The following is a 22,229-nucleotide window of genomic DNA, read 5'->3' as shown; positions in this document are numbered from 1 at the left end:
CTTTCGATGTTTTTTATTCTAAAGGACCTATCCTTCGATATCTCGCTTCCTATAACCAATATACCCAATCAATATTAGTGCGACAGCCACGATACTTAAGCTCATAATCGGCAACCAATCCATTTCTTCAACAGGAATCTCTGGAATATACCCGTAAGGCGATAGTTTTCCGACCCAATCCGGGAATTGAAATAGTCCGCCTAAATAAATAACAATAAAGGAATATAATAAATAGAACCAGATTATACTTGTTAACTTTGGAAGAAAGCCGATTAATAGTGCAGCAAAGCCGATCATGACAAGCATGGCGGGATAGTAGACAAGTGCCGCACCATAGATCGTTCCGAATGCCATACCTTCATCCATGACCGCGTTTGCAGCAGACCAAAGACCGATAGCTGCAAGGGAAATCATCACGAATCCATTCACGATCGAAATGATTAGATAGCTTGTCATGAGTTTATGACGTGAGACAGCTTTACTAAGTAAATGCTCCATGCGATTCTTTTTCTCTTCGCTTCTTAGTTTAAGCATCGCCATTAATGTTGGAATTGTTGCAAGGATAGCCATAACAATCATCAACATCGGAATAAATTGTTCTGTTAAGTTTGATCCTTCATCGGCAGCTAATAATTGTTTTAGCATATCATTCCCTTCAAAAAAAGATTCCAAATCGCCAAATACTGAACCGTAAGAAAGTCCTAATACAAACATCCCAATCGCCCAAGCAATGATTCCATTACGTTGTAGTCTAACAGCTAACCCAAGTGGGCTTTGTAAAAATCGAGATGCATATTTTCTCCCTGGTTTTGCTGGGAAAAATCCCGCTTCTAAATCGCGGACGGCATTTAAAAAATGAGCGAGCAAGATTAAGAGAACTGATACACCTAATGTCAACCAAATCGGCCACCAATTGTTTGCTGAATAGGCTTCTGTTTTTGTAATCCAACCTAAAGGGGAAAACATGGATGACGTACCATCACTTACATCGCCAATCGCACGAATGAGATAGGCGATGATTAAAACAGCAATCGAATAACCAATCGTACCACGAGAACTCTCAGAAAGTTGGGCGAAGACTCCTGTCACACCTGCGAAGAAAATCCCAGTTACTCCTAAAGCAGCACCATATAATAAAGACCCTTCTAAATTCATACTATCTATTCCAAGTGCATATAATCCAAATCCATTAATAAGCGCCAAAACCACATTTATTATGACTAACATTAATAATGTTGCATGAATATTAGCTAAGCGTCCAGTTGGTAAAGAGCGAATCATTTCTAATCGGCCATCTTCTTCATCTGCTCGTGTATGGCGCGTGACAAGCAAAATACTCATGAGCCCAACAACGACAGATGTTAATAATAACATTTGATGTGTTGTCATGGCACCGATTGTGTAATGTTCTAAAACACCTGGTCCTACCATTGCTGTCATGGCAGGGTTTTCCATTGTTTCTGCCATGACATCTCTTTCTTGTTGAGTCGAATATAAATCTTGAAATGCAATTGGCACCATTAATGTGAAAAAAGTAATGCCAATGAGCCATAAAGGCATCCGGATACGGTCACGCCGAATGATTAATTTAGTTAGAAAACCTGTGTTTTTGTAGAGTGGACTAGCCATTAGGATTCTCCTCCTACCTTTGTGTCGTCTTTATTTTCATAATGTCGCATAAATAAATCTTCTAAAGTAGGAGGAGCACTTTCTAGTTTGACAATACCAAATTGGCTCACATGCTTAATAATTGTATCGAGTTCTTCAGTATCAACCTGGAAGGAAATTTCCTGATTTTTATTTTGTATGTCATATACACCTTTGATTTCATGCAAAGTTTTCAACGGTTGTTTTGTTTTAATTGTTAAGTTCGTACGCGTTAAGTGGCGTAATTCATCTAGTGTACCTGTTTCAATGATTTTCCCCTGCCGAATAATGCCGACTCTGTCACATAATTTTTCTACCTCGGATAATATATGACTGGAAAGAAGCACACTTTTGCCTGCTCTTTTTGCATCCATAACGCATTGCTGGAAAACCTGTTCCATTAACGGATCTAACCCTGATGTTGGTTCATCCAAAATATATAGATCAGCATCAGATGAGAAGGCAGCAACTAAAGCCACTTTTTGCCTATTTCCTTTTGAATATGTTCGGCTTTTTTTCGTTGGGTCTAAATCGAACATTTGAATAAGTTCTTCACGCCGGCCTCTATTGTTGTTGCCACGAAGTTTTACAAATAAATCAATGACTTCTCCACCTGTTAAATTAGGCCATAAATTCACATCACCAGGAACATAGGCAATCCGTTTATGAATCTCAACAGCATCTGCCCAAGCATCTTTTCCAAAAATTTTTGCCTCGCCTTCCGTTGCTTTTAAAATACCGAGCAATACACGGATTGTTGTTGACTTTCCAGCACCGTTGGGACCGATGAAACCATACACTTCCCCTTCTTTTAAATCAATATTAACGCCGTCCAGAGCGGTGAACTTTCCGAATCGTTTTGTTAAGTTCGTTGTTTTTATGACAGACATATACCCAAACTCCCTTTCCGTAGGTAATTTATGAAATATTACACTATATATATTTCATAATATACAAATACAGAGTTGTTATCAATAGTTTGTGAAATATTTTTATTGTTTTATTACAAAACATTTATTAAACTAATGATGAGGTGAAAGAAATGAATGGTTTTGAGCGTCGGCGGGAAAGAAAGAAAAAGGATATATTAGAAGCTACACTTGAATTATTTATGAAACACGGTGTAAGAAAAGTTTCGATTGCAGAAATTGCCGATAGAGCATCGGTTTCACAAGTGACAATATACAATTATTTTGGTAGTAAGGATCAACTCATTTATGAAGTCATTATTTACTATGTGGATAAAATATGGGGAGAATATGACCGTTTATTTAAAAGTAAGATGCCTTTTCCTGATAAGATAAAAAGGATTATTTTTGATAAAAAACAAGTAGCTAATCAGATTAGTGGAGAATTTCTTGAATACATCATGGAGGAATATTCAGCTGGGAGTAATTATATCGAAAAAGTGTACCAAGAAAAGGCTCTTCCACAATTTATGGAATTGTTTGAGGTAGGAAAGGCACAGGGATATATAGACCAATCGATTTCAAATGAAGCGATATTATTGTATATAAAAATGTTTAAAGAATACATGCAGCAAGAAGATGTTATTCAAAACATCTTGCCCATAACAGAAGATTTTACAAAGCTTTTCTTTTTCGGCATTGCAGGTAAAAGTGAGGACACATCATGCAAATGAAACCCAGGCAGTGGTTTAGTGACCTTGCCTGGATTTCCAGATTTTCTAGTTAGACGGTAGGGTGTTTTTTGAGTCGGTATGTATAAAGATAATAGACTAAAAACGGCAATGATATGAGCCCCATGATTAAATTAGGTATCATAAAGCTAGCTACTTGATCAATGTCTGTGTAATTAAGGAAGTCAGGCATCGGTACTTTAAATAGGGCTAGTAAACTTAAAGAAAAATTATTGAAAAAATGAATAAGAATCGGTAGCAATAAATTATTCGTCTTTAAATAGATTAATGATAAAAGTAGTCCAAACATAAAGGCCCCAATATAATCAACATGTAGTATAGCAAAAAGTACATTCGTGATGATGAGACTAACGATGATATTCGTTTTTTTGGCAATACGTTTTAAGAAGAATCCTCGGAAAATAAACTCTTCAGCAATTGGAGCTACTAAAGATGTGCTTAAGATTACGCCGAGTATTTGTAAACCTGTGGCACTCTCATATTCTTTGTTTATCTCAACAGCAAAAGATAACTGTTTCTTGGCAAATTCAGGTGCAATAATAGAAAATAGATACGTTTGAATCCAAAAGAAGGATAATGAAAATAACATAATTGTTAATGTGATAAGCAAGAGTGACGGCATTTTCTTAGTCACTCCTGACCATGAGATGACATCTTTTAAATGCATGTCATGTTTTTTCATTTGAATGTTAAACCAAAACAAAGGAAAAAGAACAAATATAATGAGTGTTGCTATCATCTCAGCGGACATATTACTTTCAAGATTTAAAATAGACAGTGTCCCACCTAAAATAATAAAGGCAATCACTAGATAAATGATAAAGCTTCTTAATTTCATTTCCTCAAACATAATCATCCCCCCTGTTGTTGAGTGTTTTTTTTAATGAATTTCGGCCATGTGAAGTATGTAATGATGCGCGTTACTTTTTCTAACGGACCATAACGGAATTTTTCTAAATAAACCTACCTAGCAAATTTCCTGCTCCCAAAATAATTAAGATATTCCCCAAATAAGTAAAGTTTTAGCTTTTTAATTTATAAAAAGGAGTAAGAATATTCCTATGATACCATAAACAAAGAGAATATCTCCATCCATGAGTATCGCTAAAGCAATTATCGATTTACACGATGGTGAAATTGATGTTCAATCACAACGTGGTGTCGGAACAACGGTGACGATATTATTGGATAAAGTAGATCCGAATAAATAGTTATGGATGACAATCCTTTATATAACTCCAAACTGTCAGACTCTGTTCACCATTCGGTGTAAAATAGTTAGAATTTTATGGTACACTTGCTTTAATAGATGGTGAGGGAGCGTTTACAATGAAGGAAGTGGAACCGCAGAAACAACCACGTATGTCTTTTTTTCTAATTATTTTACTCGTGGTGATCCTTTTAAATACGTTTGTTTTCCCTGCTTTTACGAACTATTCGATTAAGGAAGTAGACTATGGCACATTTTTGCGCATGGTAGAAGAAGGGAAAGTCTCTGAAGCAGAAATTAAAGAAAATAATATTGTTTTCACATCTGTTGAGAAAGGGGATCAAACATATCAAACAGGTGCTGTTGACGACCCACAATTGGTTGAACGACTATATGAAGCAGACGTGAAATTTACGAAAATCATCCCAAAGGAAAGTTCACCGATTGTCCTGTTTATTTTATCTTGGGTCGTACCAATTATTCTATTTATTATTATTGGTCGGTTTATTGCTAAACGAATGCGTAATAATATGGGCGATATGCGCAGTACAATGACATTTGGAAAAAGTAATGCGAAAATCTATATTGAATCCGAAACAGGAAAATCATTTGATGATGTTGCTGGGCAAGATGAAGCGAAAGTAGCTTTATTAGAGATTGTCGATTTTCTACATAATCCGAAAAAGTACAAAAAAATTGGTGCGAAGATGCCTAAAGGTGTTCTTCTTGTCGGGCCACCCGGAACAGGGAAAACGTTATTAGCTAAAGCGTTAGCTGGAGAATCAAAGGTCCCGTTTTTCTCGATTTCAGGGTCCGAATTCGTTGAGATGTTTGTTGGTACGGGAGCAGCTCGAGTTAGAGATTTATTTCAACAAGCACAAGAAAAAGCGCCCTGTATTGTTTTTATTGATGAATTAGATGCAATAGGGAAAAGCCGTGATACAGGATTCCCCGGTACAAATGATGAACGAGAGCAAACACTCAATCAATTGTTGGCAGAAATGGATGGATTTGATGCCGATCAAGGGGTGCTTATTTTAGCAGCAACAAACCGTCCGGAAGTTTTAGATAAAGCATTATTACGCCCGGGGCGCTTTGATCGGAGGGTACCAGTTGAGCTTCCAGATATTAAAGGGCGTGAAGCAATCTTAAAGGTTCACGCTAAAGGGGTAACCTTACATGAGACTGTTAATTTACAAGCGATTGCTCGTGCAACACCAGGAGCATCAGGTGCCGATTTAGCAAATATTATCAATGAAGGTGCTTTACGTGCTGTTCGTCAAGGAAGAGATGCAGTATTACAAGATGATTTAGAGGCTTCTATTGAAGTCGTCGTTGCAGGTTATCCACGAAAGAATGCTGTCATACCGACACAAGATAAACTAAAAATCGCTTATCATGAAATTGGTCATGCGATTGTTGCAGCAAAACAAAGTGATTCCGCACTTGTTCATAAGATTACAATCGTTCCACGAACATCAGGAGCACTTGGGTTTACAATGCAAGTGGAAGAAAATGAGAACGTATTAATGACGAAAGAGCAAGCGTTGAGCAAAATAACAACATTTATGGGTGGCCGAGCTGCTGAAGAATTAGTTTTTGATACCGTTACTTCAGGTGCAGCAAATGATAGTGAGCGAGCAACCCAAATCGCTCGTGCAATGGTTACTCGTTTCGGTATGAGTGACACGTTCGATATGATGACATTAGAGACGGTTAATAATCCATATTTAAGTGGACAGACATCTCTAACCGTTTCAGCAGAGACAGCTGCTAAAGTTGATGAAGAAACGCTGAAAATTATTAAAACATCCCATGAACAAGCAACCCAGATTTTAAAAGAAAACATGAAAAAGCTACATGAGTTAGCTGAATATTTGTTCCATAATGAAACGATGTCTGGGGAAGAGTTTACGAGAATGTTGGAAAAGAAATGAAGAAACACCCGATGGAAATGTTTCATCGGGTGTTTCTTTTTAGAAATCTTGACTCGTACTCGTATTATCAAATGCTTGCGTAGTTCCACCTGTTGCCCCTTGTGCTCCTTGTAATGTGTTTGTTAACGTACTAGTAACTTCTTGAATACCTGTATTATTCATCATATTTTGGAATTGCTTACCCATTTGTTGGAATGTTCCATTTTGAATTCCTCTTGTTATACCGTAAACAGCAGCGCCCGCTGCACCAATTGTTAAGAGCGTTGTCATCATTCCACGACGATTATTCATATGCCCACACTCCTTTTCATATTTTTAAATGAATCTACGCAATCTTATTGTTTTATAGCTCAGCGAAAATATTCCGTATAATATTTTCCAATCATATTTTTTAATAAAAAAAGACAAACTATAACCGTAATATTGATTGGAAGGAATCTGAACATGAAAAGTTATTTAGTGCAATTATGGAATATGATTGACCCACTTTATTTTCACTGTACACGCTTATGTTATGTACCAGACTTATCTCAAGAAAATACAATTTTAAGGGTGCGGCCTACTTGTTATAAAGGTTCTCCAGTAATATTAGAAGATGGCACAATGATAAGAAAAAATGATATGCTCTTAAAAATCCACCTACACAATGTTCGGCTCGTTAGTGAACTTCGCTTAATGGAAAGTGATATTCAAAAAGCTTTACATTTATATCGAACGATTCGGAGTTCGTTGTATCATTTAGCCGATTTCATGAAAAAAGAAGAGAATCGCAAAACGAAAGCAATCATCGGTATTACGATGTTATATCGGGGAGCAGATCGTTTAGGATTTGAAGTTTATCCCATTCAAAACCGCTATTATCGCCATTTTAAAAAATATACTTTCTTACCAATTAATTATTTGTCAAATGCCTCCCTCCCTAAAGACCCAGTCTATTTGTTTATGTCAAGGAGTACGTTGGAAAATCAGTATATTAGAAGCTAAGTACTGTAGAGTAGCATAAAATTTTGTAGTAGGATGTAGAGCGCATAATGTAAAAAGGGGCTTGCCCTCCCCCTTTTAAAATTATGAAATCGAAAGCTTATGAAACGCAATTTCAGGGCGGCTCCCGATACGGATATTAACACCCGTTTGTCCGAGACCTTCACTAATATAAAATGAAGCATTATGCATGCGGTGTAAACCTTTAATAATATTTTTCCGAGGGAGTTTCCCCATTTTAGCGAGATGGAAAGCCTTTGGGTAACAAATTTGTCCACCGTGAAAATGTCCAGCCATCAAATAATCAAATGAATAACCTTCCATTTCAAGTACAATATTCGGGTCATGTGTGAGTACAATATTCTTTCCAGGCTGAATCTTTTTATACGCTTGTGCAATATCGCTATGGTTCGTACTATAGTTATCAATCCCGATTATATTAATATTTTTTCCGTCAACAGATATGGTGCGACTCTCGTTTTGTAAGACAGGGCAGTTATGTTGTTCAAGGACATCAATTAACTTTTCAAGTGAAGATTTTTTTAATACGTAGTCATGATTACCTAGAACTGCATACATGCCATATTTAGGATTTATATTTTGAAGGACTTTTAAATACGGAATGAGTTTAGGGATACTTTTTTTACGATCTAGAAAATCACCAGTAAGGGCGATTAAATCAATTTGTTTATTTTCTAACTTTAGGGCTAAATCATTAGGTGTCAGGGAAATGTTTTCCATGTGAAGGTCTGATAAATGCAAGATTGAGAACGAGTCTTTCGAATTATTGTCCGTTAAATCAATATGATTGATGTTAATATCTGCTGTATTTTTTTTGGCTTTATATAAAAGAAAACTAATAACTAATAAACTAAATAGAATAAAAAACAACATAGATATTCCTCCTCGGTAGGATTATAACACGGCTTTATGAGGCGTTTCATTGGTAATATTTGTTTGAAAGGAGTGAAATAAATGTCAACCGAAAAACGTGTCCTTTTTCTTCCATTTATGCGCATCGCTTCAGGACATCATCAAGTAGCTAATGCCTTGTTAGCGATGTTAAAGCAAATACAGTGCTCCACTCAATGTGAAAAAGTTGATATTTTATCATACAGTTATGGAAATTTAGAATCTGTCATATCGGAAATCTATCTAGCATGGATTAAGTATCTGCCTCATTCCTATCATTGGCTATACGTTCGATCTTCTGTACAAACAAACCGGAAAGAAAAGCAAAATACGTTATACGGGACATTTTTTCTCCCCTTTTTCAAAAAAATGTTAAGAGAAAAACAGCCTGATATTTTATTTTGTACACATGCCTTACCATCAAACATTGCTAACCGTTTAAAACAAAAAGGCAATTGCCATGCGATTATTGTGAATGCCTATACTGATTTCTTTATTAATCGTGTCTGGGGATTATCAGAAGTGGATTTCCATTTTGTACCATCCCAAATGGTTAAAGATGAGCTTCTCCGTAAAGGTGTGTCGCAGGATAAAATTTTTGTTACGGGTATTTTAGTTCATCCAGCCTTTCGACAGGGACGAGCTCCACTCATTCAAAGAAAAAAACAAATCAAAATGCTTGTATCAGGAGGTAATTTAGGGATTAATATGGTGGATCATTTGTTTAAATATAATGGAGACAAGCTCCATTTTTATATCCTTTGTGGAAAAAATAATGCTCTATATCAAAAGTTAAAAAATGAAAATCATTCTCATATCACACCCATTTCGTATATATCATCACCACAAAAAATGTCATTATTATATGATCAAGTCGACGCTGTTTTAACAAAGCCAGGAGGGGTTACGATTAGTGAATGTTTACATAAGAAAAAACCAATTTTCGTTTATCATGTTTTGCCCGGTCAGGAAAAGATCAATGAACAACAATTATTAAAGTTAGGGCTTATCATGCCGATTAATTTAGATGACAATCAATTTGAGGAACAAATTATAAATTATTTCAATGATCAACAGGCTCAGAAAAACTATCTCTCTCATGTGGAAAAATATCTTGCAAGTCTCAAACAACCCCCACTTTCATTACTATTTTGATTGTTTCAGTATGGTATTGGGAATGTTTGTAAATAATAACCATAAAAACAATTAAAGGGTGAAGAATTTGATTAAATTACAAACACCACTAGAAGGTAAGAAAGCTGTTTTTGGCCAAGTGGAGCAAACTTTACGGAAACATGGGTATGTTCTCTGTGGGAACTGGGAATATGATAAAGGAAAATTTGATGGTGTTTTATGGCGAGAGGGCGGCGAAACAATCTATATTCGTTTACCATTTACGGTTATAGAGGGACATCTTGATAGTCCTGATGCATTTATTCAATTTAGAACACCATATGTGATTAAGCATGTCGTTCATGTCGGTCTCGATCGAGATGAAAATTCCTTGCTTGCTGCTACAGGCTTTAGTCAATTTCAAGAACCACTAGATAGAGACGGCAATATTAGGCATGAACAGCAATGGGAAGATATTGGTATGAGAGCAGTTCAGTTTGTATTAAACGAAATTCCTTTACATGCTTAAGTGGCTATTCGAGTTGTTTGTGGTTGTTTTAATGATAAACAAGTGCTTGGTAAGATAGTAAGTTATATGTTATTGAGTGCATCAATGTGATCTAGTTTCGCTCGTGTTCTATGAGTTACCCACGATTGAGTTGTTCAATGTGAGCTAATTTCGCTTAGATTCTTCTGGTTACCCACGATTGAGTTGTTCAATGCAAGTTAAGTACGCTTAGATTCTTTGAGTTGCATACGATTGAGTTGTTCAATGCGAGCTAAGTACGCTCATACTCTTCGGGTTACCTACGATTGAGTTGTTCAATGTGATACAATAGCCCGGCACAATATAGTGAATTAATATTAGCCAATCATGCGGATAAAAGTTTGTTTGCGTGTTGCAATGCTCTATAAGCACCCTCATGCAAGTGCCTTCATGCCTCCATATCTATTAATACCTTTTGGCCATCCAAAAAGGAGCGCTATAAGTCAATTTTAGACTTATTAGACGCTCCGTGTATTTTTCTACAATAATTCAATAATCTAAGCATTAACAATTCTTCGGTAAGCTTGTTCCATTTTTTCACGGCCTTCAGAAATGTGTGGGTGGAATTGGATGGTTGCTTCGTTACGAATCGTTTTGACTTGTTCAGTTGCTTGCAGTAAGCGATAGTCGAGATCTGCTTTACCTGCAACATGCTTTTTAGCAATGGATAAGCCAGCTACAGTCCCTTGTGCTCTTGCCACTTTAGCACTCTCAATTCCCGTAATGTTTCCTGCAACATAAACCCCATCAATCGGTGTCTCCATTTTTTCATTATGAACAGGAACATGACCACCGAGTTCTTCTAAGTATTGGAATGGAAGACCTACAACAGAAGCAAGTTCAGCTAGTGGGTATAGTCCACCGGCAATACAAACAAAGTCAACTTCGATTCGTCTTTCCGTTCCTTTAATTAATTTCCCATCAGCAGTTACATCAAAAACTGTGACCGATTCAACACGGTCTTTCCCGTTAATTTGCGTTACAGCTTTACGTAAATGGATCGGCATGCCCCACATTTTAACCCCACTTTTTGGATAAAATTGTGTCGCGACTTTACGTACGAAATCCGATTTAGTAAACCGGCTACCAAAACGTAAGAATGCTGATGGTGCAAGATGAGCAATTCGACTGAGTCCATCCATAACTTTTTTTGGGTGAGCATGCTCTTTAGTAACTGGATTCATTGCAGGTAACATCATGCTATGAAGGTTAACACCTGCTAATTGTAATTCACGAGCAATGGCCGCCGATAAGACATTGACACCGATGACCACGCCTTTTTCACCAACGCGTACTCTGTGTACGTTTGTCATAACTTGTGCAGCTCCAATAGACATCACACCTGGTAATGTCCATCCAGGTACAGGAGCAGCCGTTTCAGCGGCTCCTGTAGCAATCAGTACATTTCCCGCTTCAAAATTTCCCTTATTCGTATGTACAACAAATCCGTCATTTGCTTTTTCAACATGATGAACAGATACACCACAACGAATATCTGTATCTAATGATTCTGCTTTGTTCATTAGGCGTTTCGTTTCTTCAATTCCATTCCACCATTCACCAGTTGGTTCCTCATGTAATTGCCCAAGTAAGCGCCCACCTGGTTTGACAAATTCATCGATAACAAGAACGTGCACATCCCATTCACGGCAAGCGATTGCCGCAGATAAACCAGCAGGACCGGCACCGATTATAATAACATCATACATTGTTACACCTCTCCCTTCTTATCTTCTTGTTGTTCGATAAACTCTGCATACGTACGAGGTAGAGTATCATTTACTGTTGAAACAAGTGGCGATGGTAAGACACGCCCACTTTTCACAACCATATTATCTTTGACTTCTGTTAAGCAGGCGCGAACACCCGGCTCATCGTTAACATTGACACGGCATTCAAAACAGTGTCCAATATTACAATAAATTCCGCGAGGCTTACCACTTTCTTCATGAACACGTAATGTGCGAACACCATTTGCTAGTAATGCAGAGGCAATCGTGTCCCCTTCGTATCCAGTATATGTTTGTCCATCAAATGTAAATGTAATTTCTTTTCTATCAGACAACTTCCCTAGAACAGGGTGATCAACGATTCTTCGGTTATTTCTCATCTTGCTTCCCCCTTAACGTTGATAAAGATACCGGGCGCACTGGTGGTTGAACTTTTAATGGAATATCATGACCTGGCTTTTCTCCAGTAACTTGTTCCATTACAGCATCTACAGCCGGTCTACAGGTGCGTCCACCACAATAGCCCATGCCTGCACGTGTCCGCAATTTAATTTCCCGAGCAGTACATTGATGTTTTTTTGCTGTGTTTTTGATGTCTTCTAACGTCACTTCTTCACATCTACAAATGGTAATATGATCCATACGCAATATCCCCCTATTGTAATGGCTTTCATTTTTATTTTAAAAAAGATTGACATCTTATTTAATGCTATTTTAACATATATGATAGAATTGATTTAATCTTTTATATAAAAATTTTTATAAAGTCTTTTAAAAAATATATTTCAGCTAGCAAAGGGGATATGAAGATGGCTCAAAGAAGACATGCAGAGGTAGCGATTATTGGCGGCGGAATTATGGGAAGTGCGATTAGTTATTATGTTGCAAAAGCCGGTTTGGACTGTATGCTTATTGAAAAAAATGATATTGCCAGTGGTACATCATCTCGTTGTGATGGGAATATTACGATTGTTGATAAGGACCCCGGCTTCGATAGTAAAATGTCGCTCGTTAGTCAAGAACTGACGGTTGAATTAAAAGATGATTTAAATCTACCATTCGAATATAGGGAATTAGGTAGTATTCTTGTCTGTGATAATGATCAGGAAATGGAAGCGGCAGCTGAATGGGTTGACATTCAGAAAAAAGCAGGACTAAAATTTAATTTACTAGATCGTGAAGATATTCGGCAAGAATCGCCATACTTCGCTGATGATATTCCTGGTGGTTTAGAATGTGAGACAGACTCTTTAATTAACCCCTATTTATATTGTTATTCATTAGTGGATCGAGCGAAAGAATATGGATTGAAACTGTATACACAGACAGAAGTAACAAATATTAAAAAAGAAGATGACTTTATTATTGAAACGACAAATGGTACCTTTACAGCTAAAAAAGTCGTAAACGCAGCTGGCGTCTGGGCACCATATATCGGAGAAATGCTTGGAATAGACATCCCGATTGTTCCCCGTAAAGGGCATATTATGGTCGGGTCACGCCAAAAGCCAGTGATGATGCGAAATGTGATGGAATTCGGTTATTTAATGAATAAATTCCAACGCGAACGTATTGCAGATCCAGAAACATTAAAATACGGTGTTGCTTTAGTACTAGAACCTACTGAAAGTCAAAACTTTTTACTAGGAAGTAGTCGTGAGTTTGCTGGCTTTGATGGACGTGTTAATATCAATGTTGTCAACGCGATGGCAAAACGTGCTCTACGGTTCTTCCCGAAAATGGATGATTTTAATATGATTCGCGCTTATACTGGTTTTAGACCATGGACAGAGGATCATTTACCAATTGTTTCTCCAGTAGAAAGTATCCCAGGATTTTTCATCGCAGCGGGTCACGAAGGAGACGGGATTAGTTTAGCGACTGTTACTGGAAAAATAATCGAAGAAATGTTAACAGAAAAAGAAACAATTATTCCAGTTGATCCATTACGATTTGACCGCTTTGAAAAGGTTCCAACTGCATAATAAGTGCGTTTTAGAAAAGGGGATGTTTATCCCCTTTTTGTTATACAACAGCAAAGTAATGGATTATTTGTAAAACATATGATAATGTTAACTACATGTAAAAAACAAAATTTTATTTCTTTTTTCGCTTAATATCTATAATTTTGTGAAAGGGATTATGTTTTATTAAATTTTTAAAAGCGTTTTCGTCATGGAAATAAACACAGTGAGATAGATGATTATTTTTTTGTTTATGAAGAAAACCCTTTCATCATATGTTTTATTAAGATAAAGCGGAAAAGTCTGACACAAAGGAAGAGATGAATGGATTATCAAGTTTTTATTTCGTTAGGGATTTATATGTTAGCGATGATAATGATTGGCTTATGGGCGTATAAAAGGACATCCAACTTATCAGATTATATGCTTGGCGGAAGAGAATTAGGTCCTGCCGTAACAGCGTTATCAGCTGGAGCATCTGACATGAGTGGTTGGATGGTCATGGGATTACCAGGAGCCATGTATGCAACTGGTATTGCTAGTGCTTGGTTAGCCATCGGTTTAACAGTCGGTGCTTACTTTAACTATATTCTTTTAGCACCTCGTTTAAGAACGTACACAGAAGTTGCTAATGACTCTATCACAATTCCAGACTATTTAGAGAACAGGTTCAATGACTCATCTAACATTCTTAGACTTGTCTCTGGAATTGTTATTCTTGTCTTTTTTGCTTTATATGCATCAGCAGGAATGGTTTCAGGTGGGAAATTATTTGAGAGTGCATTTGGATTAAGTTATGAGATGGGATTATTTGTAACTGTTAGTGTTATTGTTATTTATACCTTATTTGGAGGATTTATTGCTGTTAGTTGGACAGACTTTGTCCAAGGTGTCATTATGATTCTTGCCCTGGTCATAGTTCCAATTGTTGCTTTTACAGAAATAGGTGGACCGACGGCAATGTGGACTGATATTAAGCAAATTGATCCTTCTCGCTTGGACTTATTTAAAGGAACGAGTGTATTGGGGATTATTTCCTTTATTGCGTGGGGATTAGGGTATTTCGGACAACCCCATATCATTGTTCGATTTATGGCAATCAAAAATATTAAAGATTTAAAAGTAGCACGCCGCATTGGGATTGGTTGGATGGCCATTTCTCTAATCGGTGCGATGCTTGTAGGATTAATCGGGATTTCTTATTTCAATGATCGTCCAGGACAACTCGGTGATCCAGAGACCGTCTTAATTGTTTTTGCAAACGTTTTATTCCATCCATTTGTCACTGGATTTATTTTAGCAGCGATTTTAGCAGCAATTATGAGTACGGTATCATCACAATTACTTGTGACATCGAGTGCTTTAACAGAGGACTTTTATCGTACATTTTTGAAAAAAGATGCGACAGATAAACAACTTGTTTTAGTAGGTCGTCTATCTGTTTTAGTCGTAGCGATTATCAGTTTAGTACTCGCTTATACACCAAATGATACGATATTAGATATTGTTGGTAAAGCATGGGCTGGATTTGGTTCGTCATTTGGACCAGTTATTTTACTCAGTGTCTATTGGAAGAAAATGACGAAATGGGGTGCCTTAGCGGGCATGGCTGTCGGTGGTCTGACTGTTATTATTTGGATCACAACTGGATTATCAAAAGTTATTTACGAAATGGTTCCAGGCTTCTTCCTAAGTTTGTTAGCAGTCATTGTTGTTAGTTTATTAACGACAAATGATGATCCAAAAGTAGAAGAACAGTTTAATGAAATGGAAGAACAACTGGCAAAGAATATGAAATAAAAAAAGAGCATTCATCATTGGTTATTACGATGATGAATGCCTTTTTTTTGTTGTATAACACTTGTGAGCTAGATATTCGTATCTTTTTGAAAACGCTGTATAATGAAATATAAGATATTATGGGGAAGTGATTTTCATGCCTGTCATTCAGGTGAACGGAATTAAGCTTTTTTATCAAGAAGCAGGAGATAAAGCAAATCCGCCCTTATTGTTATTGCATGGATTAACGAGTCATCATCAACGTTTTAAGCGTGAAGTGAATGTTTTTAAGAAAGATTATCATGTGATTGTTGTCGACGCCCGTGGACACGGTAACTCAGATAGACCAGATGAGTACACATTAGAAGACCACATAAGCGATATCATTGGCTTAATGGATGCGCTTGAATTAGAGAAAGTACATCTATTAGGTGTCTCAATGGGAAGTTATATCGCTCAAGGAGTGGCTATCAAACAACCACATCGTGTCGGGAAGATGATACTGATTGGAGCAAAGGCTCATGGACAAACATCATCTATGTCTCAATTGTTTTCTGAACATGCTGAAGAGTTACAGGGAATGTCTTTCGAACAACAAATGAATCGACTAGCGAAATATATGTTTTATGATTTACGAGCAGTCGGTAGATGGCTTCATGATACTGAGAATCGAGAACTGACATTGTCGGCTAAAGAACAACAAGTTGCTCGGAAAGCATTAACAGGATTTGACTTCCGTCCCAATTTATCCGAAGTCAAAGCTGAAACCCTTGTTATTAGTGGAACATATGATGGATTAAATCCGCCAAAAGACGGTCGTGAAATTAGTGAGCTTATTCCGCGGGCAACATTAATGGTATTTACAAAATCCGGCCATGCCCCACATGTTGAAGAGCCTGAGAAATTTATCCAAGTCGTATCGGAGTTTTTACGAGAATAGATTATTTACCATAATTTTTTTCAATATCAGCATAGATATAAAATTAAGGCGATGATTTTACATCATTAGAATATCACATCATATAGCCAATTCTCATTATGATAGAGGTAAATATCATTTAATTTTGGAGAGGGGTTAAAATGTGAAAAAGGCTTTACTCTTAGTGTATGATGATTATGCTGATTTTCAAATAGGTCACTTGTTGTTTTTTCTTAAAAAGAAAGGGCATTATCATGTCTTGACGGGTTCTGTAGAGGGAAAAGATGTCGTTAGTTTAGGTGGATTATCTGTTAAACCAGACTTACCGTTATCAGGTATAAATATAGAAAAATTTGATTTAGTTATCTTGCCTGGTGGTGATACATTTGATCCATTATTAAATAACGAGGCATTAATCAATTTCTTGAAAATAGTTTATTCATTAAGTATCCCCATAGCTTCCATATGTGGTTCGGCTGTTTTATTAGGGAAAGCAGGGTTACTTAATAATAAAAAATTTACTTGTAATGAACATACATTTAATCAATATAAAGAACATTTTTCAAATGCAACGTATACAGGCGAACGAGTTGAACTGGATGGCAACGTGATTACTGCGAAAGGGAGTTCTTTTTCTTACTTTACAATTGCAGTTGGAGATTTTTTAAATTTATGGAGGAACGAAGAAGAAGCGCGTCATGCATTGGCATTTTGTAAGGGAGAATAATAAGTACTGAAATTGAAATGAATTTTTATAGTGTCATTATGCTTATCCAGCTCAAAAAAATATATTTAATTTAAGCTAAGCTAGGAGGTACATCATGAATAAAATTAAACAAGGAAATAATCAGTTTTTTATTGGTGAAAACGAAGAGCAACCATTAGCTAAGATTACCTTTATCCCTAAAGAAGATACATTAGTTGTCAATCATACATTTGTCTCAGAACAATTAAGAGGACAAGGCATTGCTAAAAAGCTTGTTGAGGAAGTATTACAGTATGCTGAAAAGGAAAATAAAAAGATTGTTCCTGAATGTTCATATGTAGACGTTTTTAAGCGGCGCTATCCAGAACATCGCGACCTATTTGTTTAAACGTGCTATAAACATTCACAGATTTCTTCAAAATTTATAAGAAAAGTACTGGAAAAAATAAATTAACATGGTATCTTAGATATAGTAAATGAAATATTAATCTCATGTGACTGAGTTGAATCAGGCATGGCGATACATGTAGCAAGCAGTTAATATGGCTTGTTTCGTATCCCATGCCTTTTTTCATTAATAAAAATAAAACTAATGGAAAGGCTGTTATTAGCCCATACTCTATATATTGGAAGGATGACAACAATGTTTAAAAAGTGGTTTAAAAAGGAAGAAACAAAACAATTAGAAATATATGCTCCATTAAGTGGAGAAGTTGTGCCACTAGAAGATGTACCTGACCCTGTATTTGGTCAAAAAATGATGGGGGAAGGTGTTGCAATTTTACCAGAAGATGGTCATGTTTTTTCTCCTGTTGATGGGGAAATCATTCAAGTGATTAAATCAAAACATGCGATTGGTATGCGTGCCCAGGATGGAACGGAAATCTTAATTCATGTTGGATTAGAAACCGTCGAATTAAAAGGAGAAGGATTTAATGTTCATGTCGAGAATGGTGATACGGTAAAAACGGGTGACCCAATCATGACATTCGATCTTGAATTTATTAAACAGCATGCGAAAGATACTATCACACCAATTGTTATTACAAGCAGTCTTAATGATACAAATAAAGAATATACAATAACAGATGCGGAGGAAGTTAAAGCGCCCGATTCGATTTTGCTAACGGTTAAGCAACAATAAGGATGTGGTCTCATTGCGCATTACAAAAGTATTAAATAATAATGCGGTCATGATAAAACAAGATAAACAGGAAAAAATAGTTATTGGGTCTGGTGTTGGTTTTCAAAAAGGTAAAAATGATTTAGTTAATTTGAATAAAATTGAGAAGATTTTTGTCTTGGAGGAAAATGAAAAGTTTGAACAATTACTTAAGCGGATACCAGAAAAGCACTTCATCATATCTGAAAATATTATTGCTTATGCTGAAGAACAACTACAAACTAAATTAAACAGTCACATCCATTTAGCGCTTACAGATCATCTTTCGTTTGCGATTGAAAGAGAAAGACAAGGTATCCAGCTCAGAAATAAGCTGTTATCTGAGATTAGAGTGCTTTATCGAGAAGAATTTGAGATTGGTCTTTGGGCAATTCGGCATATTAAAGAACAACTCGAAATTGATATGCCGGTTGATGAAGCGGCATATATTGCACTTCATGTTCACACGATGAAAATTAGGGGAGGTGATTTGCGCGAAACAGTTAAATTAACAACTATCGTCGGTGAGATTGTCCATTTGATAGAGAAAGGCCTTAAAATCAATATTTCCAAAAATGATTTAGCATATGAGCGTTTGATTACGCACCTTTATTATATGTTAGATCGTGTTAGTCAGTCTGTCTATGCGCTAGATAAGGATATGTTAGATATGATTAAAAAGAAATTTCCTGAATCATATCGTTGTTCGAAAGAGATTGCTGAAGCAGTTTCTCTCAAATATAACATTGCATTGCCCGAAGAAGAGTTAGGCTATATTACGTTGCACATCGAACGAATTAAAAATGTTTTGGCCTGATTTTAGTATATTTATTTTAAATAGGGAGGAATTAAAAATGATGAAGTATCTGCAACGTCTAGGTCGCTCGTTAATGTTACCTGTTGCCGTATTACCGGCTGCAGCTGTTTTAATGGGGATAGGGTATTGGATTGACTCTGATGGTTGGGGAGCAAATAACCTATTAGCTGCCTTTCTTATTAAATCAGGAGCCGCAATTATCGACAATATACCTATCCTTTTTGCAGTAGGTATCCCAATTGGTATGGCTAGAAATAAAGATGGGTCCGCAGCACATGGTGCATCTGCACTTAGCGGGCTTGTGGCGTTTTTAGTTGTAACTACATTACTTTCAACAGAGACAGTTGCTTTATTCCAAAACACAGATCCTGAAAATGTTAATGCGGCATTCGGTCAGATTAGTAACGCATTTATTGGAATTTTATCTGGTATTATTGCTTCACATATGTACAATCGTTTTCATCATGTTCAATTGCCTGATGCTTTAGCATTCTTTAGTGGGAAACGACTTGTTCCTATTATGACATCTGTCATGATGCTTATCACTTCAGGAATTTTATATTTCGTATGGCCATTTGTCTATTCTGTTCTTGTAAACTTTGGAGAATCTATTAGTGGATTAGGTGCTGCTGGAGCAGGACTGTATGGTTTCTTCAACCGTTTACTTATTCCGACAGGACTTCATCATGCATTAAACTCGGTATTTTGGTTTGATGTTGCTGGAATAAGTGATATTAATAAATTCTGGTCTGGTGAGGGTGTTAAAGGTGTAACCGGGATGTATCAAGCAGGATTTTTCCCAATTATGATGTTCGGTTTACCAGCAGCCGCTTTGGCGATGTATCATACGGCCAAAACAAAACGTAAAAAACAAGTTGCTTCTTTAATGTTAGCAGCTGGGTTTGCTGCCTTTTTCACTGGAGTAACAGAAGCAGTTGAATTTTCATTTATGTTCTTAGCTCCAGCGCTTTATTTTGTCCATGCTATTTTAACAGGGTTATCTTTAGCAATCGCAGCATTCTTTCAATGGACAGCAGGCTTTACATTTAGTGCCGGTCTTGTAGACTTTGTACTCAGTTCACCATTACCATTAGCGAATAAACCGTATATGCTTCTCGTTCAAGGGCTTGTTTTCGCGGTTATTTACTATTTCTTGTTCCGTTTCTTAATTACGAAATTTGACTTGAAAACACCAGGAAGAGAAGAGGTTGAACAATTAGATCCAGATGCACACGGAGAAGCTGAAACAGGAGAAAACCGCTTCAAAAACATGGCCGTTCAAATTTATGAAGGATTAGGTGGCGACGCAAACGTTACCTCTGTTGACTATTGTACAACTCGTCTCCGGGTAGAAGTAAAGGACATGAGTGAAGTTGATGAAGCAAAAATCAAAGCGACTGGTGTTCCAGGCACACATATCGTTGGAAAAAATAGTATCCAAGTGATCGTTGGAACAAATGTACAGTTCGTTGCAGATGAAGTTAATAAACTTCGTAAATGATTTGGGAATAGGTTTGAAAAGGAATGCTCTTTAAACATGAGCATTCCTTTTTTATTAGACAGTTATGAGTGTCTGTGTTGAATCTTTGAATTATATATAACGTGGCTATTTTTCGTGTAATTAAATAATATTTACGCAATCAATGCAACCTAAGTCCAAGCTATTTCTCAGAGTTGTATACCATTACTGCATTCAATGCAACCTAATTCCCGGCAAATCCTTAGAATTATATATCATTGTGTTCAATGTTATCTTACACCTTGCATTTACCCAATGACAATCCGTTTTTGTAATGAATTAATTGTCGATAAGATACTTAAACTTGTTAAGTAACTTGTTTTTGGATTGGTAGGCGAAGGATTATTCTTTAAGCGAATCATGAACTCACCGAAATCGCCTCTACCTTTAATTGTATGGATATTTTTATCAATCTGTGGGTCGGCAATGATTTTTACTTTTGTTTTATCAATCCCCAATCCAGCTAATGATAGGGTAATCGCGACGTTCGCATTTTTTGGGAATTTTTCAATGGCAGACTTAGCATTTCCGGAAAAAACAATTTTTTCATATTCAACTTGCTCTTCTAATAAAGCGTGGGCAGGTTTACGGGTTTCAAGGACAACTTCATTTAATCCGTCCAACACTTTCCCCGCTTGAATCATATCGAGCCCTCCAATTGCTCCTGGAGGTAAATATAATTTCGTACGATTTGTTTTTGTTAAGTTATCCAATTGACCTAGTAAATTCACATCAACAAGTGCCCCTACACTAATTAACAACATATTTTTATTTTTGAGCACGATGGGGGCGTATTGTTGTGCTGTTTTAACATTTGCACATTCTATGACCAAGTCGACATCTGACCGCAAAAATTCTTTAACACTGTAAAAAGATGTAAAATGAAAGGTCTTTGCTAATTTTGGAAGCTCATGTCTAGCTTTTGGCCTCTCATCTAAAACCGCTGTTATTTTACAATCTGGGATGATACCTTTTATATTAATGTTTTCAAGTAGGAATCTACCAATCGTTCCTGTGCCAATTAATCCTAATTTCATTATGGTTGCTCGCTCCTCTCAACATTTAGTCCTATTATATCAATCTTAATCAATTAAGATGATAAAAAAGCTAATTCATTATATAATAAGATTGAAAGTTATAATAATTTAGGAGGGATTAAGATGGTAGAAAAAAGAAAGCCACAAACAAATATTCTCGTCGATTATGAAGAAAAAATGTCACGTGAACAAGCGGCGTCTCTCCTTGAATCCATTGCCGCAAAACTGAAGAATGAAGGTTCTTTTACATTACATGTAGGCGATCAATCTCAATTAGTAGAGCCTTCTGATACGGTTACATTAGAAATTGAATTAGAAGAACGAAATGGAAAATATGAACTAGAATTTGAATTAGAATGGAAAGAAGGACAAGACAGGAAACAAACATTACGTATAGATTAAAAAGAAAAACGCATACGAGGTAATAACGTATGCGTTGTTTTATTTTTAAATAAGCTGCACCATCAAATAAACAAAAACAGTTAGTATGGTAAAAAACATGGCGAACATTGACCACATAATAAGTTGTTCAACCATTTTCTTATTTGAATACTGACTGCGCATCCCTTGCATTGGTGAGATACGCACC

At 36.5% G+C, this 22,229-nt stretch carries 23 protein-coding genes; 14 read left to right on the top strand and 9 right to left on the bottom strand.

The genetic code is table 11. The annotated features are described in order from the left end of the window. Positions 1 to 27: 27 nt before the first annotated feature. On the bottom strand, positions 28 to 1,629 hold the full coding sequence (locus tag VIG73_RS11315; RefSeq protein ID WP_331642036.1) for an ABC transporter permease: 1,602 nt from the start codon (positions 1,627 to 1,629) through the stop codon (positions 28 to 30). After that, entirely contained in the window at positions 1,629 to 2,537 is a 909-nt protein-coding gene (locus VIG73_RS11310; RefSeq protein WP_331642034.1) for an ABC transporter ATP-binding protein, read from the bottom strand. Before VIG73_RS11310 ends, VIG73_RS11315 begins: the two co-directional genes overlap by 1 nt. Before the next feature lie 152 nt (positions 2,538 to 2,689). Here VIG73_RS11310 and VIG73_RS11305 point away from each other — a divergent pair, with 152 nt between their 5' ends. After that, a complete protein-coding gene (locus VIG73_RS11305; protein ID WP_331642032.1) occupies positions 2,690 to 3,289 on the top strand; it encodes a TetR/AcrR family transcriptional regulator in 600 nt (199 codons plus the stop codon). A 49-nt stretch (positions 3,290 to 3,338) separates the two neighbouring features. Here VIG73_RS11305 and VIG73_RS11300 read toward each other — a convergent pair whose 3' ends face one another. Further along, the gene (locus VIG73_RS11300; RefSeq protein WP_331642030.1) at positions 3,339 to 4,157 is read right to left on the bottom strand and encodes a type II CAAX endopeptidase family protein; all 819 of its coding nucleotides are present in this window, start codon (positions 4,155 to 4,157) and stop codon (positions 3,339 to 3,341) included. Between the two features lie 479 nt (positions 4,158 to 4,636). Between VIG73_RS11300 and ftsH the strand changes: the two genes are divergently transcribed. Beyond that, entirely contained in the window at positions 4,637 to 6,454 is a 1,818-nt protein-coding gene (gene ftsH, locus VIG73_RS11295; RefSeq protein WP_331642028.1) for an ATP-dependent zinc metalloprotease FtsH, read from the top strand. Between the two features lie 39 nt (positions 6,455 to 6,493). On the opposite strand, the gene VIG73_RS11290 is transcribed toward ftsH, so the two are convergent. Further along, positions 6,494 to 6,745: a hypothetical protein gene (locus tag VIG73_RS11290; RefSeq protein ID WP_331642026.1), complete on the bottom strand. Its 252-nt coding sequence runs from the start codon at positions 6,743 to 6,745 to the stop codon at positions 6,494 to 6,496. A 153-nt stretch (positions 6,746 to 6,898) separates the two neighbouring features. Between VIG73_RS11290 and VIG73_RS11285 the strand changes: the two genes are divergently transcribed. Beyond that, on the top strand, positions 6,899 to 7,438 hold the full coding sequence (locus VIG73_RS11285) for a YkoP family protein (protein WP_331642024.1): 540 nt from the start codon (positions 6,899 to 6,901) through the stop codon (positions 7,436 to 7,438). Positions 7,439 to 7,519: 81 nt separating this feature from the next. On the opposite strand, the gene VIG73_RS11280 is transcribed toward VIG73_RS11285, so the two are convergent. Continuing rightward, positions 7,520 to 8,329, bottom strand: a complete 810-nt coding sequence (locus tag VIG73_RS11280; RefSeq protein WP_331642022.1) for a metallophosphoesterase — start codon at positions 8,327 to 8,329, stop codon at positions 7,520 to 7,522. 81 nt (positions 8,330 to 8,410) lie between these two features. Between VIG73_RS11280 and VIG73_RS11275 the strand changes: the two genes are divergently transcribed. Further along, positions 8,411 to 9,502: an MGDG synthase family glycosyltransferase gene (locus VIG73_RS11275; protein ID WP_331642020.1), complete on the top strand. Its 1,092-nt coding sequence runs from the start codon at positions 8,411 to 8,413 to the stop codon at positions 9,500 to 9,502. Positions 9,503 to 9,569: 67 nt separating this feature from the next. Further along, positions 9,570 to 9,989: a YugN family protein gene (locus VIG73_RS11270; protein WP_331642018.1), complete on the top strand. Its 420-nt coding sequence runs from the start codon at positions 9,570 to 9,572 to the stop codon at positions 9,987 to 9,989. A gap of 515 nt (positions 9,990 to 10,504) precedes the next feature. On the opposite strand, the gene VIG73_RS11265 is transcribed toward VIG73_RS11270, so the two are convergent. The 3 genes from VIG73_RS11265 to VIG73_RS11255 are packed head-to-tail and all read right to left on the bottom strand — an operon-like array spanning position 10,505 to position 12,379. After that, positions 10,505 to 11,716: an NAD(P)/FAD-dependent oxidoreductase gene (locus VIG73_RS11265; RefSeq protein WP_331642015.1), complete on the bottom strand. Its 1,212-nt coding sequence runs from the start codon at positions 11,714 to 11,716 to the stop codon at positions 10,505 to 10,507. 2 nt (positions 11,717 to 11,718) lie between these two features. Further along, positions 11,719 to 12,117, bottom strand: a complete 399-nt coding sequence (locus VIG73_RS11260) for a (2Fe-2S)-binding protein (RefSeq protein ID WP_331642013.1) — start codon at positions 12,115 to 12,117, stop codon at positions 11,719 to 11,721. Continuing rightward, a complete protein-coding gene (locus tag VIG73_RS11255; protein ID WP_331642011.1) occupies positions 12,107 to 12,379 on the bottom strand; it encodes a (2Fe-2S)-binding protein in 273 nt (90 codons plus the stop codon). Before VIG73_RS11255 ends, VIG73_RS11260 begins: the two co-directional genes overlap by 11 nt. 167 nt (positions 12,380 to 12,546) lie before the next feature. Between VIG73_RS11255 and VIG73_RS11250 the strand changes: the two genes are divergently transcribed. The 8 genes from VIG73_RS11250 to nagE all read left to right on the top strand — a co-directional run bounded on the left by VIG73_RS11250 (position 12,547) and on the right by nagE (position 20,585). Next, positions 12,547 to 13,722, top strand: a complete 1,176-nt coding sequence (locus VIG73_RS11250; protein WP_331642009.1) for an FAD-dependent oxidoreductase — start codon at positions 12,547 to 12,549, stop codon at positions 13,720 to 13,722. 303 nt (positions 13,723 to 14,025) lie between these two features. Continuing rightward, positions 14,026 to 15,501 carry a sodium/proline symporter PutP gene (putP, locus tag VIG73_RS11245; RefSeq protein WP_331642007.1) on the top strand — a complete coding sequence of 492 codons (1,476 nt, stop codon included), beginning with the start codon at positions 14,026 to 14,028 and terminating at the stop codon, positions 15,499 to 15,501. A gap of 136 nt (positions 15,502 to 15,637) precedes the next feature. Next, the gene (locus VIG73_RS11240) at positions 15,638 to 16,420 is read left to right on the top strand and encodes an alpha/beta hydrolase (protein WP_331642005.1); all 783 of its coding nucleotides are present in this window, start codon (positions 15,638 to 15,640) and stop codon (positions 16,418 to 16,420) included. A gap of 142 nt (positions 16,421 to 16,562) precedes the next feature. Next, a complete protein-coding gene (locus VIG73_RS11235) occupies positions 16,563 to 17,126 on the top strand; it encodes a DJ-1/PfpI family protein (RefSeq protein WP_331642003.1) in 564 nt (187 codons plus the stop codon). A 94-nt stretch (positions 17,127 to 17,220) separates the two neighbouring features. After that, positions 17,221 to 17,493, top strand: a complete 273-nt coding sequence (locus VIG73_RS11230; protein ID WP_331642001.1) for a GNAT family N-acetyltransferase — start codon at positions 17,221 to 17,223, stop codon at positions 17,491 to 17,493. Positions 17,494 to 17,748: 255 nt separating this feature from the next. Beyond that, positions 17,749 to 18,249 carry a PTS glucose transporter subunit IIA gene (locus VIG73_RS11225; RefSeq protein WP_331641999.1) on the top strand — a complete coding sequence of 167 codons (501 nt, stop codon included), beginning with the start codon at positions 17,749 to 17,751 and terminating at the stop codon, positions 18,247 to 18,249. Between the two features lie 13 nt (positions 18,250 to 18,262). Further along, a complete protein-coding gene (locus VIG73_RS11220) occupies positions 18,263 to 19,084 on the top strand; it encodes a PRD domain-containing protein (protein ID WP_331641997.1) in 822 nt (273 codons plus the stop codon). A gap of 37 nt (positions 19,085 to 19,121) precedes the next feature. Continuing rightward, entirely contained in the window at positions 19,122 to 20,585 is a 1,464-nt protein-coding gene (gene nagE, locus VIG73_RS11215; RefSeq protein WP_331641995.1) for an N-acetylglucosamine-specific PTS transporter subunit IIBC, read from the top strand. 266 nt (positions 20,586 to 20,851) lie between these two features. On the opposite strand, the gene nadX is transcribed toward nagE, so the two are convergent. Then, positions 20,852 to 21,640: an aspartate dehydrogenase gene (gene nadX, locus VIG73_RS11210; protein ID WP_331641993.1), complete on the bottom strand. Its 789-nt coding sequence runs from the start codon at positions 21,638 to 21,640 to the stop codon at positions 20,852 to 20,854. A gap of 123 nt (positions 21,641 to 21,763) precedes the next feature. Here nadX and VIG73_RS11205 point away from each other — a divergent pair, with 123 nt between their 5' ends. Next, positions 21,764 to 22,042: an amphi-Trp domain-containing protein gene (locus VIG73_RS11205; RefSeq protein WP_331641991.1), complete on the top strand. Its 279-nt coding sequence runs from the start codon at positions 21,764 to 21,766 to the stop codon at positions 22,040 to 22,042. Positions 22,043 to 22,229: the final 187 nt, after the last annotated feature.

The organism is Cerasibacillus sp., from assembly GCF_036516575.1.
In the GTDB taxonomy this organism is placed as follows: Bacteria; Bacillota; Bacilli; order Bacillales; family Amphibacillaceae; genus Cerasibacillus.
This window is presented reverse-complemented; position numbering and strand designations above follow the sequence as displayed.

Excerpts from the sequence above, each read along its gene's own strand:
- VIG73_RS11225 (WP_331641999.1), top strand. The coding sequence starts at position 17,749 with ATGTTTAAAAAGTGGTTTAAAAAGGAAGAAACAAAACAATTAGAAATA.
- nagE (WP_331641995.1), top strand. The coding sequence starts at position 19,122 with ATGATGAAGTATCTGCAACGTCTAGGTCGCTCGTTAATGTTACCTGTT.
- VIG73_RS11310 (WP_331642034.1), bottom strand. The coding sequence starts at position 2,537 with ATGTCTGTCATAAAAACAACGAACTTAACAAAACGATTCGGAAAGTTC.
- VIG73_RS11250 (WP_331642009.1), top strand. The coding sequence starts at position 12,547 with ATGGCTCAAAGAAGACATGCAGAGGTAGCGATTATTGGCGGCGGAATT.
- ftsH (WP_331642028.1), top strand. The coding sequence starts at position 4,637 with ATGAAGGAAGTGGAACCGCAGAAACAACCACGTATGTCTTTTTTTCTA.
- VIG73_RS11265 (WP_331642015.1), bottom strand. The coding sequence starts at position 11,716 with ATGTATGATGTTATTATAATCGGTGCCGGTCCTGCTGGTTTATCTGCG.
- VIG73_RS11290 (WP_331642026.1), bottom strand. The coding sequence starts at position 6,745 with ATGAATAATCGTCGTGGAATGATGACAACGCTCTTAACAATTGGTGCA.
- nadX (WP_331641993.1), bottom strand. The coding sequence starts at position 21,640 with ATGAAATTAGGATTAATTGGCACAGGAACGATTGGTAGATTCCTACTT.
- VIG73_RS11260 (WP_331642013.1), bottom strand. The coding sequence starts at position 12,117 with ATGAGAAATAACCGAAGAATCGTTGATCACCCTGTTCTAGGGAAGTTG.
- putP (WP_331642007.1), top strand. The coding sequence starts at position 14,026 with ATGGATTATCAAGTTTTTATTTCGTTAGGGATTTATATGTTAGCGATG.
- VIG73_RS11315 (WP_331642036.1), bottom strand. The coding sequence starts at position 1,629 with ATGGCTAGTCCACTCTACAAAAACACAGGTTTTCTAACTAAATTAATC.
- VIG73_RS11300 (WP_331642030.1), bottom strand. The coding sequence starts at position 4,157 with ATGTTTGAGGAAATGAAATTAAGAAGCTTTATCATTTATCTAGTGATT.
- VIG73_RS11305 (WP_331642032.1), top strand. The coding sequence starts at position 2,690 with ATGAATGGTTTTGAGCGTCGGCGGGAAAGAAAGAAAAAGGATATATTA.
- VIG73_RS11240 (WP_331642005.1), top strand. The coding sequence starts at position 15,638 with ATGCCTGTCATTCAGGTGAACGGAATTAAGCTTTTTTATCAAGAAGCA.
- VIG73_RS11275 (WP_331642020.1), top strand. The coding sequence starts at position 8,411 with ATGTCAACCGAAAAACGTGTCCTTTTTCTTCCATTTATGCGCATCGCT.
- VIG73_RS11285 (WP_331642024.1), top strand. The coding sequence starts at position 6,899 with ATGAAAAGTTATTTAGTGCAATTATGGAATATGATTGACCCACTTTAT.
- VIG73_RS11205 (WP_331641991.1), top strand. The coding sequence starts at position 21,764 with ATGGTAGAAAAAAGAAAGCCACAAACAAATATTCTCGTCGATTATGAA.
- VIG73_RS11280 (WP_331642022.1), bottom strand. The coding sequence starts at position 8,329 with ATGTTGTTTTTTATTCTATTTAGTTTATTAGTTATTAGTTTTCTTTTA.
- VIG73_RS11230 (WP_331642001.1), top strand. The coding sequence starts at position 17,221 with ATGAATAAAATTAAACAAGGAAATAATCAGTTTTTTATTGGTGAAAAC.
- VIG73_RS11255 (WP_331642011.1), bottom strand. The coding sequence starts at position 12,379 with ATGGATCATATTACCATTTGTAGATGTGAAGAAGTGACGTTAGAAGAC.